This is a genomic window from Alkalilimnicola ehrlichii (genome assembly GCF_003399765.1).
In the GTDB taxonomy this organism is placed as follows: Bacteria; Pseudomonadota; Gammaproteobacteria; order Nitrococcales; family AK92; genus AK92.
This window is the reverse complement of record NZ_NFZV01000002.1, coordinates 259,138-272,802: the sequence shown is the minus strand read 5'-3', so window position 1 is coordinate 272,802 and position 13,665 is coordinate 259,138. Positions and strand designations below refer to the sequence as shown.

Annotated in this window: 12 protein-coding genes and 2 pseudogenes; 9 read left to right on the top strand and 5 right to left on the bottom strand. The window is 57.8% G+C overall.

The features are described from left to right. Positions 1–68 precede the first annotated feature (68 nt). Positions 69–359 (bottom strand): alanine-zipper protein, encoded by a 291-nt coding sequence (locus CAI21_RS03625; protein ID WP_116301030.1) that lies wholly within the window; start codon positions 357–359, stop codon positions 69–71. Between the two features lie 338 nt (positions 360–697). Between CAI21_RS03625 and CAI21_RS03620 the strand changes: the two genes are divergently transcribed. The 7 genes and pseudogenes from CAI21_RS03620 to CAI21_RS03590 all read left to right on the top strand — a co-directional run bounded on the left by CAI21_RS03620 (position 698) and on the right by CAI21_RS03590 (position 6,890). Then, positions 698–1,165 (top strand): SUF system Fe-S cluster assembly regulator, encoded by a 468-nt coding sequence (locus CAI21_RS03620; RefSeq protein ID WP_116301029.1) that lies wholly within the window; start codon positions 698–700, stop codon positions 1,163–1,165. Positions 1,166–1,217: 52 nt separating this feature from the next. After that, a pseudogene (gene sufB, locus CAI21_RS03615) lies at positions 1,218–2,667 on the top strand (Fe-S cluster assembly protein SufB). A 52-nt stretch (positions 2,668–2,719) separates the two neighbouring features. After that, positions 2,720–3,467: pseudogene (sufC, locus tag CAI21_RS03610) on the top strand (Fe-S cluster assembly ATPase SufC). 23 nt (positions 3,468–3,490) lie between these two features. Then, the gene (gene sufD / locus CAI21_RS03605) at positions 3,491–4,804 is read left to right on the top strand and encodes a Fe-S cluster assembly protein SufD (protein ID WP_116301028.1); all 1,314 of its coding nucleotides are present in this window, start codon (positions 3,491–3,493) and stop codon (positions 4,802–4,804) included. After that, positions 4,801–6,063 carry a cysteine desulfurase gene (locus CAI21_RS03600; protein ID WP_116301027.1) on the top strand — a complete coding sequence of 421 codons (1,263 nt, stop codon included), beginning with the start codon at positions 4,801–4,803 and terminating at the stop codon, positions 6,061–6,063. Before sufD ends, CAI21_RS03600 begins: the two co-directional genes overlap by 4 nt. A gap of 27 nt (positions 6,064–6,090) precedes the next feature. After that, positions 6,091–6,534 (top strand): Fe-S cluster assembly sulfur transfer protein SufU, encoded by a 444-nt coding sequence (gene sufU, locus CAI21_RS03595; protein ID WP_116301026.1) that lies wholly within the window; start codon positions 6,091–6,093, stop codon positions 6,532–6,534. 17 nt (positions 6,535–6,551) lie between these two features. Then, positions 6,552–6,890: an SUF system Fe-S cluster assembly protein gene (locus tag CAI21_RS03590; RefSeq protein ID WP_116301025.1), complete on the top strand. Its 339-nt coding sequence runs from the start codon at positions 6,552–6,554 to the stop codon at positions 6,888–6,890. 89 nt (positions 6,891–6,979) lie between these two features. Here the strand turns inward: CAI21_RS03590 and CAI21_RS03585 are convergent, their stop codons facing one another. Next, on the bottom strand, positions 6,980–7,657 hold the full coding sequence (locus tag CAI21_RS03585) for a methyl-accepting chemotaxis protein (protein ID WP_181919246.1): 678 nt from the start codon (positions 7,655–7,657) through the stop codon (positions 6,980–6,982). Then, entirely contained in the window at positions 7,654–8,406 is a 753-nt protein-coding gene (locus CAI21_RS03580; RefSeq protein WP_181919245.1) for a methyl-accepting chemotaxis protein, read from the bottom strand. Before CAI21_RS03580 ends, CAI21_RS03585 begins: the two co-directional genes overlap by 4 nt. Positions 8,407–9,109: 703 nt before the next feature. Here CAI21_RS03580 and CAI21_RS03575 point away from each other — a divergent pair. Beyond that, positions 9,110–10,753, top strand: a complete 1,644-nt coding sequence (locus CAI21_RS03575; RefSeq protein WP_116301022.1) for a GGDEF domain-containing response regulator — start codon at positions 9,110–9,112, stop codon at positions 10,751–10,753. A 126-nt stretch (positions 10,754–10,879) separates the two neighbouring features. After that, positions 10,880–11,179, top strand: a complete 300-nt coding sequence (locus CAI21_RS03570) for a hypothetical protein (protein ID WP_116301021.1) — start codon at positions 10,880–10,882, stop codon at positions 11,177–11,179. Positions 11,180–11,227: 48 nt separating this feature from the next. Here the strand turns inward: CAI21_RS03570 and CAI21_RS03565 are convergent, their stop codons facing one another. Both CAI21_RS03565 and CAI21_RS24590 read right to left on the bottom strand, forming a co-directional pair. Further along, on the bottom strand, positions 11,228–13,273 hold the full coding sequence (locus tag CAI21_RS03565) for a 3-hydroxyacyl-CoA dehydrogenase NAD-binding domain-containing protein (RefSeq protein WP_116301020.1): 2,046 nt from the start codon (positions 13,271–13,273) through the stop codon (positions 11,228–11,230). A gap of 8 nt (positions 13,274–13,281) precedes the next feature. After that, entirely contained in the window at positions 13,282–13,659 is a 378-nt protein-coding gene (locus tag CAI21_RS24590; protein WP_258868894.1) for a hypothetical protein, read from the bottom strand. Between the last annotated feature and the right edge of the window lie 6 nt (positions 13,660–13,665).

Below are 13,665 nucleotides of genomic sequence, written 5' to 3'. Positions count from 1 at the left end.
CTACCCGGCATCGTTGCGGTAGGTTGGCGCCGCAAGGCCCAACTTTTTTGTCTTATTTATTCCCGCCGTTAAATAAAACCAATTGTCCTGCTCATCGGCGAGCCTTCGAATTGCTCGTCGATCTGCTGTGCCTGCGCGCCGACGCGTTCGGAGCGGGCCATAGCATCCTCTGCCAGCCGCTGCGCTTGCGCCGCCTGCTGCTTGGCCTCTTCCGCCGTATGCGTGGCGACTGCCGCATCGCGCCGGGTTTCCTCGATCATCGATTGTAGCTGTCCGTCGGTTGTGCCGCAGGCGCTTAATAGCACGCTGGTGGCGAGGATGGTTAGGGTCGCTAGGGTGTGCTGTCGAGTTGTTCGCATTGTTGTTGGTCCTTGTGTTGTTGTGGTTTGTTTTGTTTTTGTGTTGTTGGTGTGAGAGTTGTGCGCTTCGCGCGATTGGTTTGGGGGGCGGAACCCCGCCTTCCAAACCAATCACGCGCAGCGCACCACCCTTAACCACCGGCGATCGACCGATCCCCCGATAAGATGAAAACTCCCTACTACACGATAAACACAAATTTATAATGTTAGTATACCGCGCGCGCCGCGCGCCTCCCAACGATCGCGGCGCTAGCCAACCCCACCCCACCGAACTAACCTGTCTATTCATGGTCTCTAATTAGTACCAATTCGGTACGGATTAAGGTAGAATCGCACCTATGATTCGGATCAACCGCGAAACGGATTACGGCGTCGTCATCCTCAGCCTGATGGCTATGGATACGGATCGGCGTTATAACGCCGCTTGGTTGGCCGAGCAGCGCGGATTGCCGCAGCCCGTTGTTAGCAAAATCCTGAAGCACTTGGCTAAAGCTGGCTTGCTGGTATCCTACCGCGGGGCAAAGGGCGGGTACGGCTTAGCTCGGTCGGCTCAGGAGATTACGGTGGCCGACATTGTGGCGGCAATGGAAGGGCCCATCGCGCTAACCGATTGCGTCGAGGGAGGCGATGCCAGTTGTCAGTACAGCGGGCAATGCGTCGTCAGCACCAACTGGAACCGTATCAATCAAGTCGTACAGCGTGCTCTGGAAGGCATCACGCTTGCGGATATGACGAAGCCTTTGCCTGATCCGGGCGCCAACGTGCGCCCCAGTGAAGTGTTTGTCTCGCTTTCGAATTTTGACTAAAGGATCGGTGCTCGCCGGAGCAACGATCCACAGCAGCTAATCGGAGCCGCTCATGTCTGCCAGCAGCAAGACCCTGGAAGAGATTACTCAACGTGGTTATGAGTACGGATTTGTAACCGACATCGAGCAGGAATCGCTCCCGCCGGGTCTGAACGAAGACGTCGTTCGTTTCATTTCGGCCAAAAAGAACGAGCCGGAGTGGTTGCTCGAATGGCGCCTGGAAGCTTACCGCAAATGGCTGGAAATGCCGGAGCCGGACTGGGCGCGGGTGAACTATCCGAAGATCGACTATCAGGCTATTTCTTATTTCGCGGCGCCCAAGAGCGACGAGGATCGCCCCAAGAGCCTGGACGAAGTCGATCCGAAACTGTTGGAAACCTATGAGAAGCTGGGTATTCCGCTACACGAGCGGGAAGTCCTGGCCGGCGTGGCGGTCGATGCCGTTTTCGACTCGGTATCGGTGGCAACCAGCTATAAGGGTAAATTGGCCGAGCAGGGCATTATTTTCTGCTCCTTCTCCGAAGCGGTACAGGAACACCCGGAGCTGGTGCGTAAGTACCTGGGTTCGGTCGTGCCGAAAACGGATAACTACTTCGCCGCACTGAACTCGGCCGTGTTCTCCGACGGCTCTTTCGTGTTTATTCCCAAGGGCGTGCGCTGCCCGATGGAGCTTTCCACGTACTTCCGCATGAACGCGGCCAACACGGGGCAGTTCGAGCGGACGCTGATCGTCGCCGAAGACGGCGCCTACGTCAGCTACCTGGAAGGCTGCACCGCGCCGATGCGCGACGAGAACCAACTGCATGCGGCAGTGGTGGAACTGGTCGCCTTGGACGATGCCGAGATCAAATATTCCACGGTGCAGAACTGGTATCCGGGCGACGAAGAGGGTCGGGGCGGTATTTATAACTTCGTCACCAAGCGCGGCCTCTGCAAAGGGCGTAACTCGAAAATTTCCTGGACGCAGGTGGAAACCGGTTCGGCGATCACGTGGAAGTATCCCAGCTGTGTGCTGCGCGGCGACAACTCCGTAGGCGAGTTCTACTCGGTGGCGGTCAGTCGCGGTAAACAGCAGGCCGATACCGGCACCAAGATGATTCACATGGGCAAGAACACGCGCTCCACCATCGTCTCTAAAGGCATTTCCGCCGGCCACGGTCAGCAAAGCTATCGCGGGCTGGTGAAGATCCTGCCGACGGCGGAAGGCGCGCGCAACTACTCGCAGTGCGATTCTATGCTGATGAGCGATACGTGCGAGGCGCACACCTTCCCCGTACATCGACGTGCAGAACCCGACCGCTCAGCTTGAGCACGAGGCAACTACGTCGAAAATCGGCGAAGAGCAGATTTTCTACTGCAAGCAGCGCGGTATTAGCGAAGAAGACGCCGTCAGCTTGATCGTGAACGGTTTTTGTAAAGAAGTGTTCCGCACCTTGCCGATGGAGTTCGCGGTGGAAGCGCAGAATCTGCTTGAGGTGACGCTGGAAGATAGCGTCGGCTAAGCCGGAAGGGCGAGCGAATTTTGGTTTTCGATACGGAGTGATGACAGCAGCTATGCTGACGATTAAGAACCTGCATGCAACGGTAGACGGCACCGAGATTCTAAAGGGCATCAATCTGGAGATTGGGCCGGGCGAGGTGCATGCCATCATGGGCCCGAACGGCTCGGGTAAAAGTACTTTGGCAAAAGTGCTGGCCGGCCATGAGGGTTACGAGGTTACCGACGGCGAGGTGATCTTCGAAGGCAAAATCTGCTGGAACTGGAGCCGGAGGATAGGGCGCGCGAAGGCGTCTTTCTAGGGTTCCAGTATCCGATCGAGATTCCGGGCGTGAGCAACACGTACTTTCTCAAAGCTGCGCTGAACGCCATTCGCAAATACCGCGGCGAGGACGAGCTGGACGCTATGGAGTTCCTCAAGCTGATCCGCGAACGCACCAAACTGGTCAAACTCGATGACAGCTTGCTGAATCGTCCGGTCAACGAAGGTTTCTCCGGCGGCGAGAAAAACGTAACGAGATTTTCCAGATGGCGGTTTTGGAGCCGCGCTTCGCCGTGCTTGACGAAACCGACTCCGGTCTCGACATCGATGCGTTGCGCACCGTCTCCGATGGCGTTAATGCGTTGCGTAGCCCCGAACGCGGTTTTCTCTTGATTACTCACTATCAGCGCCTGCTCAACTATATCGTGCCGGATTATGTGCATGTGTTGGTAAAGGGCCAGATCGTGAAGTCCGGCGGCAAAGAATTGGCGCAGGAGCTGGAGCAGTCCGGTTATGCCTTGTTTGACGAGAATGCCGCCTAAGGGCCGCGGACGGAGAGAAGCGCATGGGACAAGCCTTGGAACAGCAGCATAGCGTGTACCTTGAGGAGTTCGAGCGCCGGGCCGGGGAGCGTAGCAGCGAGCCGGCTTGGTTGAGCAAGCGCCGGCAGGCGGCGATCGAGCGTTTCGAACGCTTAGGGTTCCCGACGCGCCGCCAGGAAGCTTGGCGAAACGCTAATATGCACGTGCTGGGTCAGCAGCATTTCGTGCTCGCTCAGTCGGGTGGCACCGTCGGTAGTAGTGCCCTCGCAGTCGCGGATGCGATTCGGCTGGTGTTTGTCGATGGTCGCTTCGATAGCGCCGCCTCCGCGTTGGGCGACTTGCCACAAGGCGTGTCGATCCAGCGGTTGGCCGAGGCTTGGGGCGATCCGTTGTTGGAGCAGTACCTGGACCGGCAGCTGGATGCGGAGCATCCGTTCGCTGCCCTCAATACCGCCTTTGCGGCCGATGGCGTGGTGGTGCACCTGAAAGCCGGTGCCGTGTTGGAGCGGCCGATCGTGCTTGATTTCGCTCGCAGCGAAACGGCAGGGCAGGCGGCTTACCCGCGGTTGTTGGTGGTGGCGGAGGATAATGCCGAAGCTCGCCTGGTTGAGCATTATCGCGGTCCGGCGGACACAATGTATTTGACCTGCCCGGTTACCGAATTGGTGATTGGCGCCAATGCCGGCTTGGAGTGGTACAAGATTCAAGAAGAGGGCGATGCCGCTTTCCATATCAGCTGCGTCGCTGTTGATGTGGCGCGGGACGGTCGCTTTAACGGTAACTCGGTCGCTAGCGGCGGCCAGTTCGCTCGTACGGAAGTGTTCCTGCGGTTGAACGGCGAGGGTGCCGACGCCGAGCTTAACGGCTTGTACTTGACCGGTGATGGTCAATACAGCGATCACCACACCTGGGTCGAGCACCGGGTGGGGCACTGTGCCAGCCGCCAGCGGTTCAAAGGGGTTCTCGACGGTAAATCAGAAGCCGTCTATGACGGTTTGGTGAATGTGGCGGTCGGTGCCGCGAAAACCGATGCCCAGCAGGAGAATCGTAACTTGCTGCTGAGCAAGCGCGCCTTGGCGCATTCCAACCCGCGTCTGGAAATTTTCACCGACGACGTGAAAGCCGCGCACGGCTCCACAGTCGGTGAGCTGGATCGGGATGCGCTGTTTTATCTGCGCTCGCGCGGTATCGGTCAGGCCGACGCGCAAGGCTTGATGACCTACGCCTTCGCTGCCGAGCAGTTGGAGCCGATTCGGGTGAGCGCCGTCCGCGACTATGTGCGTGAGCTGCTATTTGCCCGCTTGCCGGGCGACGAGACGGTTAGGGAGATGGTATGACCACGGCCGAAACGCATCCTCTGGCGACCGAGACGGCGACGCGCTTCGATGTCGACCGTGTACGGGAGGATTTCCCGATCCTCAACCGGCAGGTGCACGGTAAGCCGTTGGTGTATCTCGATAGCGCCGCTAGTGCGCAGAAACCAACGGTCGTTATCGAGGCGGTTGCTGCTTGCTACCGGGAAGACTACGCCAATATCCATCGCGGCGTGCACATGCTCTCCGAGCATCTGACGACGCAATACGAGGCGGTGCGGGAAGAGGTGCGCTCGTTTCTCAATGCGGCGAGCGAGAAAGAGATCGTCTTCACCCGGGGGGCGACGGAAGGCGTCAATCTGGTGGCATCGAGCTTCGTGAGGCCGCGTTTGCGGGCCGGCGACGAGATCATCGTCACCGGTATGGAGCATCATTCCAACATTGTGCCTTGGCAGATGTTGGGCGAGGAAACCGGTGCCGTTCTTAAGGTTGTGCCGGTGCAGGACGATGGCAGCATCCGTCTGGAAGACTTCGAAGCGCTGCTGTCCGAGCGGACCCGCTTCGTTAGCGTGGTGCACGTATCCAATGCGCTCGGCACGATCAATCCGGTGCGGGAAATGATTGCGCTAGCGCATGAGCGCGACGTGCCGGTGTTGCTCGACGGTGCCCAGGCAGTGCCGCATATGAGCGTCGATGTGCAGGCCCTGGATTGCGACTTTTATGTCTTCTCCGGCCATAAGATTTACGGTCCGAGCGGGGTCGGTGCGCTATACGGCAAGAGCCGATGGTTAAAAGAGATGCCGCCGTATCATGGCGGTGGCGACATGATACGCTCGGTCAGTTTCGAGAAGACCGAGTATGCCGACCCGCCGCAGCGTTTCGAGGCCGGTACGCCGAATATTTGCGGTGTCATCGGTATGGGTGTGGCCATTCGCTACCTGCGCTCGTTGGGGCTGGAGGCGGTGGCGGCGCACGAACACGACTTGCTGGTTTATGCTACCGAGCGTTTGAGCCAAATCCCTGGCTTGCGGCTGCTTGGTACCGCACCGGAGAAAGCCGGCGTAGTGTCTTTTATTATGGATTGCGCGCATCCGCACGATATCGGCACGATTCTGGATCGCTCTGGGATTGCCATCCGGGCCGGGCATCATTGCGCGCAGCCGGTCATGCAACGTTTTCAGGTCCCGGCTACGGCCCGGGCTTCGTTTGGCCTTTATAACACGCGGGCCGAAGTCGATAAGCTGGTCGAAGCGCTTGAGAAAGTGCGTAAGCTTTTCGCCTAAAACAAGGAGGCGTGTGCAAGTAGGCCGATGTCGGAGTTAAGCGACCTGTATCAAGAGGTGATCCTCGATCATAACCGGAAGCCGCGTAACTTTCGGGCGATCGATCCATGCAGTCATGATGCCGCCGGCTATAACCCCCTGTGCGGCGACCAGGTGCATGTATACGTCAATGTGGAAGGGGATCGAATCAAAGAGGTCGGTTTTCAAGGCGAGGGTTGCGCTATTTCCACCGCTTCCGCGTCGATTATGACGGAGAGCCTGGAAGGTAAAACCTTGGCGGAAGCCGAGGCCTTGTTTCAGTCCTTCCATGCGTTGTTGGTCGATAGTAGCCGGCCGTTGGACGCAAATTTAGGCAAGCTTGCGGTGCTGGCGGGGGTGCGCGATTACCCGAGCAGGGTGAAGTGCGCTACCTTGGCTTGGCACGCTTTGCATGCCGCCTTGGAAGGCGAATCGGAAGCGAGCAGCGAGTAAAGAGGGCTTCCCAAGCTATGTCGGATGAAGCGACGATTGTTCGTGGCGGTAACGAGGAGTTGCGAGAGCAGGTCACCGCTGCGCTGAAATCGGTATACGATCCCGAAATTCCGGTTGATGTATTCGAACTGGGCTTGATTTACGACTGCGAAATCGACGAAGAAGGGCATGTCGACATTCAAATGACGTTGACTGCACCGACCTGCCCGGTGGCAGGCACCATGCCCGGCATGATTAAAAGCGCGGTAGAGCAGGTGCCGGATGTGCAGTCGGCCGAGGTTGAGTTGGTGTGGGAGCCGCCTTGGTCGATGGAGAAAATGTCCGAAGCGGCGAAGTTTCAACTCGGTTTTATGTAAGATCGGGCCCCGGTCGTTAGCACCGGGGCTTTTTCCTTTGAGTTTCCGTTCCTGCTTAGCCGACGGCAAGCAAGCCGGTTAAGGCTTCCTTAGCGACGCAGAGCCGTTTTGTTTAAACGATCCAATGCCTGAACGATGTCGGTCGCGCTATTGGCGGTAGGCTCCAACGCCTGAATGACATGGCCGCACGTCTGCTCTAATTCCGGCGCCACATCGACAATGCGCGTGGCGTTCTGATTCGCTTTCGACATGCTGCTCGCGACCATATCCACCACGTTGCTTACCTCGCGCGTTCCGGCGCGGACCGTTTCGGCCCGTTGCAGGCTTAGCGAGCCTTGCGCGGTGAGCTGTTCGGCTTGCTGACGGAGCTGTTCCAACGTGCTGTCGATACTCGCGGTGGCCTCTGCCGTTCGGCCGGCGAGATCCTTGACCTCTTCGGCTACCGTTGCAAAGCCTCTGCCGGCATTACCGACCCGGGCTGCTTCTATCGTGGCATTCAGCGCCAGTAGATTGGTTTGCTTGGCAATATCGGCGATGCCGCGGGCTACCTTACTAATGCGGTTAAGGGCTTCGTTAAGGTTCAGTAGCCGGCTGTTAATGGTGTCGACCGAGTGGTGTAGGGTGTCGATATCCTTTAAAACCCCGTTGGCCGTGGTACTGAGTTTATCGAGATCGTTGGCGGCGGTAGAGGCGACGTGTTGCGCATTACGCGCCGCGACATCGACGAGTTTGCTGCTTTCGGCGACTTCGGCATACGCCTCGTTCACCTGGACCAGTTGATTGGCCTGTCCATGTAGCGGTGCGAGACCCTCGCGGAGTAAATGCTCGATGCCGGCGGGGCTGTTATCCCGCGTTGTCCGCTCGATCGATTCGGCCGACTTTGCGTATTCTCGACCAGGTGCTCAAGCCTTGCGATTCCCGTGTTGCAACCGTTACGCATATCGCTTAGCGCGGAAGCGATACGGGCAGCCTCTGTTTCTACATCCTGGACAGCACTGGCGACAGCGTCCAGCACCTCGTCGATCCCTAGCGTACCTTCGCGTACTGCTTGCGCCGCTACCGTGGCTTCGCCGCCTTGGCCGAGCAGTACCTCGATGAGCTGGGTCAACTCGTTCAAAATGGTATGAATATCGCTGGTTGCGTCGCCGGTCTGCTTGGCCAGCACTTTGACGTGCTCTGCGACTACTGCGAAAGCTTTACCGATTTCGCCGGCTCGCGTCGCTTCGATGGTCGCGTTGAGCGCAAGGAGATTGGTTTGGCGAGCGATGGTGGTAATACCGTTAGCGACTTCGGCGACGCCTTGCAGCGCACTGCTAAGCGCGCCCAGCTGCGCTTCGATCTCCGTCACCGCCGTGCTCAGTTGTTCGATTTCCTGCAGCGAGCGCCGAGTCGTTTCGCGGGATTGTTCGATTTCCTGCGAAACCGCTTCGCTGGTATCGCTGGCACGAGACGATTCTGTGATGGTCGTGTCGGTGCTGTCGGCCAATTGCCGGGCAAGCGCCGTCAACGTGTTCAAGCCCGCCACCTGCTGGGCGATTTTGCGTGAATCTCGTTAAGCGAAGTAGCAACTGCTGGATCGACCTGGGGGGCTGTGGGGGTCGGTCGCTGCGCTGTGTCCAGTTGAGGTAACGTTTTTTCAACGGGTTCGGAGCTTTGCGCGCCTAAGCTCGCGTTTTTCCTATTGAATAGGGATGTGAACCTGGCGGATGCCTTGGTCATGCTCATTGTGCCTCTGTCAAAGATACGGCGTCGCCGGAACCGAACATTTAGTACTTCGCTTACTCCCTTATTGACGACCGAAGGGGCTAAAACTTGAGCTGCCCCCTTGTGCTGGTAGGGCGTTTCGTATCATGCTTAACATTGTAGGAGAACCTGATTAATTCCCTAGGGTTTCCGCAGCCCTGTGGCAACCGGTCGACAGACTCGCCACGCGAATAGAGGCCCAAGGAAATAAGACGTCGGCATCTCCTTTAGATATTAGGTGCGGCTAAACTTCTAATGGACTCGTCCATGGAAGCATGAGTCGTTACTTGAAATCTATGTACTACTACAAAAACATAATGCTATTCACGTGGGCGTCATGCGTTATCCGCTGATGACTGGTTGCGCACGGTGCTGTTTTTCTGAGTCTTGATTCAGTAAGCATAACGTTGTGGCTGTGGACGTGTTCGGGTAAGCGGGGCACTTGTCCGGAAACATGTCGATACTAGGGGGATGCTGTGACAGACTGGGGCGACGAATCGGGGCAACCTCAAGGAGGGGGCAGCGTCGCTAACCGCGTAGCCGAACTTGAGCGGCTTTGGTTAGAGGTTCATGACGGGCAGCCTCGTACCTCCGCCTTGGAGGGCATGTTGCACGAGACTCGCCAGCTAGCCCTGGAAGCGCCGGCTGCGGGTTATCCGAAGGTGGCGGATCTTGCCAGCATTATGGAGGTGATGCTCAGCCCCGCGGTGCATGATCTCGAGCCGCTGACCGGCGAGTTCAAGGATATTCTGCGGGACTATATTCAAGCGGTCATTCGCCTCAGCGGAGAGCCGCCGGATTTGCTGGCGAAAGCGGATGGGGAGAGTGCGGAGGACGATGCCGAGGCCGCGGAGCATAGCGCGATGGTCTTCATCCTGGAGCCGCATGCGCGTCTAGCTCGCGATGTTGCATACCAAGTCGAGCATTTCGGTTATCGCGTTCTTACCATCGGCAGCTTTGGCGAGCTAGTACGATTAGCGCGCCAATATCAACCGCATGCGGTGGTGATGGACTTAGAGCCGTTGCACGACCGTTTGGAACTGGCCGCGGCCTGTCGCCAACTCAGGGCTTCGATTAGCCGTGGCTTGCCGATTATTCTATTGAGCGAGCAAGCCGATCTGGAGTCTCGCCTGGCTGCCGCGCGGGCCGGGGTCGACGCCTATTTGGTCAAACCCTTCGATATGCATGAGTTGATCGATCAGCTCGATCAACTCTCCGCCGAGCATGAGCAAGAACCGTTTCATATTATTATCGTCGAAGATAGCGCCACGCAGGCGACCTATTTTTCTACGTTATTGAGCAAAGCCGGCATGGTACCGACGGTGGTCAGCGATCCCATGGATTTGCTCGACGTATTGGCGGAGAACGCCGCTGATTTGGTCTTGATGGATATGTATATGCCGGGCTGTAACGGGATGGAGTTAGCTCGGGTTATCCGGCAGTTTCCGCGTTTTGCCAGTATTCCCATCGTCTACCTGTCGGCGGAAACCGAAATCGACCGGCAACTCGATGCGATGAGCCTCGGTGGCGACGATTTTCTCACTAAGCCGATTAATCCGGCACATTTGATTCGGTCAGTGGCCATTAGGGCCGAGCGTGCGCGTAACCTGCGTACGTTTATGCTTACCGACAACCTGACGGGATTATTAAACCACACCCGTATCAAGGAACAACTGCATAGCGAGGTCGCGCGCGCCGCCCGTCATGGTACGACGTTGGCCTTTGCGATGCTGGATATCGATCACTTCAAGTCGGTTAACGATACCTACGGCCACCATGTTGGCGACAGGGTTATTAAAACGCTGGCACGGGTGCTTAAACAGCGCTTGCGGAAAACGGATTATATCGGTCGCTATGGCGGCGAGGAGTTCGCCGTTATCTTGGTTGATGCCGATGAGCGCGAAGCACGCAGCATTCTTGATGAAATCCGGGTTAGTTTTAGCAAAATCCGACAATTCACCTCCGGAGGCGGTTTTGTGGCGACATTCAGCGGCGGGGTGGCCTCGTTTCCGGGAGCGAAAGACGCCGTTAGCCTCGCCCTGGAGGCCGATAAGGCGCTCTATGTAGCAAAAAAGCTGGACGTAACCGCATATGCGCCCATATCTCTAAATAGGAGCTAAAATTCTGTTATGAGCCGGCCGTTAACCTAGCTTTGTGGCCGTTCGGTAAGCAATTTGGGTCGGCGGCTGGAATACATTTCTCTGCACTGGTAGCCAATGTTTAGGCAGACCAGGAGGAGATGGGGTATGTATACGTTCTGGTTGCAGCGTTGGTTGGCGATAAATCGAGCCGGTACAGAAATAGTGTTCGATTGGTACGATCGATGGCTGCAGCTGGCGAGATACGGTGCGTTTCGCCGCCAAAGCCGAGCTTCCGAACCCTGGATCGAACAGGTCGTTCGCCATGGCGAGCTTTGTCGGCAAGCGTCGCCTCGCCCTCGCTTGGTTAACTGCGCGGCAGGCTATTACAGCTGCTGTAGTTTCAACCTCGGCGTTTTGTATCCGGTTAACGATCCTGTCTGGGCCAACCGTTCGTTAGAGGCGTAAAGTGCGGTATTCGCTGGCGGCAAGGGAGCCGGAGCGCTTAGGTTTTTCTTAACCGCATAGCGTTTTCCAGCCTTCGTCCGGCTCGAAGCGCTCGCCGTAGTAGCTGGCAAGTTCTCCTAAACGGTGGGCGGATGCATCGGCGCCGCGCTGGCATACATAATGGATCGGCCCGCCGCGAAAACCGGGAAAGCCGGTGCTTAACGTCAGACCTACGTCCAGTAGGTCGGCATCCTCCACAATACCTTCTCGAAGACAACGTACCGCTTCGTTGAGAAGGCGGTAAATGGGGCGGTCGGTGATGTCGTCGCGAGACGTATGGTCCGGGTCCGGAGCCAGTTTGACCGCCCGTTTTTGTTTGTATTCGTAGAACCCGCGCCCGCTTTTGCTACCGAGCCGGCCGGCGGCGACGTGTATTGCTAGCGTATCCGGTACTTCTCCGCCGCCATGCTCGGCGAGGCTACGCGCGACTTGTAGGCAAACGTCGAGACCTATTCGGTCCGCCAACTCTAGCGGTCCTAGTGCCATGCCGAAACCGCGTGCGCTTTGGTCGATTAAGGTGGGGGCCAAACCTTCGTCCGCCATGGTCATACCTTCAAGCAAGTAAGCGTTGATGACCCGGTTGATTAAAAGGCCAGGGTTGCCGGCTACCGGTAACGGCAGGCGGTCGATTAAACCCACGAAACCGCGCGCCTTGTTGAGTGTTGCCCGGCTGGTTTGTTTGCCGGCAGCAACTTCGACTAAAGGCCGCTGTACTAAAGGATTGAAGAAATGTATTCCCACTAACCGGCTTGGGTTGTCCAAGCTTTCCGCCAGCGTTTCCAGAGGAATGCTCGACGTATTGCTGCCAATGATGGCATCGGGTTTGATGTGGGGTTCTAAGTTCCGCAATAACGTTTTTTTAACCTCGACCTCTTCGGTGACGGCTTCCAGTACGACATCGGCTTGTACAAGCCCGTAGCCGCTGGGGTCCGGTTGCAGACGGTCTAAGGCCGCTGCCACGAGCGGTTCGGCGCCGAGTTGAGCCTGAAAGTGCGGTACGGCATGCCGAATGGCCGCAGCAATATGGCGAGGGACGGCGTCTTGCAATGTCACCTTCAGGCCTTTAAGCGCGCACCATGCGGCGATGGCGCTACCCATCGTGCCCGCGCCGACGACGTGAACATGGCGTATGCCTTCGGCTTTGCCTATTTGACCCAGCGCTTCCAAGCGCTGCTTGTGACGGTCGAGGCGTAACAAGTTACGCGTTGTGTCGCTGAGTGCGAGTTTGACGAAAGACTCCGCCTCCGCTTGTAAGCGTGCCCCGATGTCGCCGCTAGCGGCTTCTTCGAGATCGAGAATGGCGAAGGGAGCGGGGTTGTGCTGAGGGTCGTACTGCTGCGCCGCGTTCAATCGTAAGCGCCTTAGTAAGCCTTGGCGAAACAGCGCCAGCTTGCTGACTTGAGCGGCGATACCCGCTTGCTGTTGGCTACGCGGTTGCCTTAATACCAGGCGGCGAGCGGCGGTCCGTAATTGATGACTGGGGACGCGCTGATCGACTAAGCCGATACGCCGGGCTTCGACAGTATCGATGACCTCGGCATCGATCAGCATGGGCAAGCCGCGGGCCTCGCCGATAAGCTGCGGTAAGCGCACCGTCCCGCCCCAGCAAGGGTGCAGCTCAAGCGCGCTTATATCGGGGAAACCTAGCCGGGTTTCCGCCGCGTCCGTAGCAACGCGATAGCGACAGGCTAGCGCTATCTCCAAACCGCCGGAAAAACAGGTGCCATGTATGGCCGCTACGGTAGGAATAGAGAGCTGTGCAAGCTTCTGTAAGCGCGCCTGAAGAGCTTGTATGTGCGGTAGCGGCGCTTCCGATGCTTGGACCGCTTCTAATACCTCGCGGTCGGTGCCGGCGATGAAGCCCCGTTGCGGATCGGGTAGGAATACCAGGCCGCTGTAGCTGTCGTCGTCGCTCAACTCGTCGATTAAGCGGATCAGCTCGTCTATCCCCGCTTGGGTGAGCAGATTGGTGTCGTCGTGCGGGCCTTGATAGCGAATCCAGAGGATGTCGTCGATATCGCGTCGGGTTCGCCAGTGCTTCAAATGTTGCGCCATGGTTATGCTCACCCGTTACGGTCGTTCCAGCAGCATGGCTCCGCCCTGGCCGCCGCTGATGGCCAAGGTCGCGATGCCTCGTTTTGCCTGCTGTTTTGCAGTATATGCAGTAGGTGCAGAATCAAGCGGGCCCCGCTGGCTGCGGTGGGATCGCCAAGAGCGATGGCTCCGCCTTCTATATTTAATCGGCCCATCTCCAGCTCGCCCACCGCGTCGCGCTTGGCAAGCTGCTCGCGGCAGTAATCTTTGTCTTGCCAGGCTTCCAGACAGGCAAGAACTTGGCTGGAAAAGTTCTCGTTGATCTCCCAGTAGTCGACATCGTTCAGATCCCAACGTCGTCGTTTCAGAATCGGCGTAGCGGCATGAGCAGCGCCGAGCCCTGCCATGGTCGG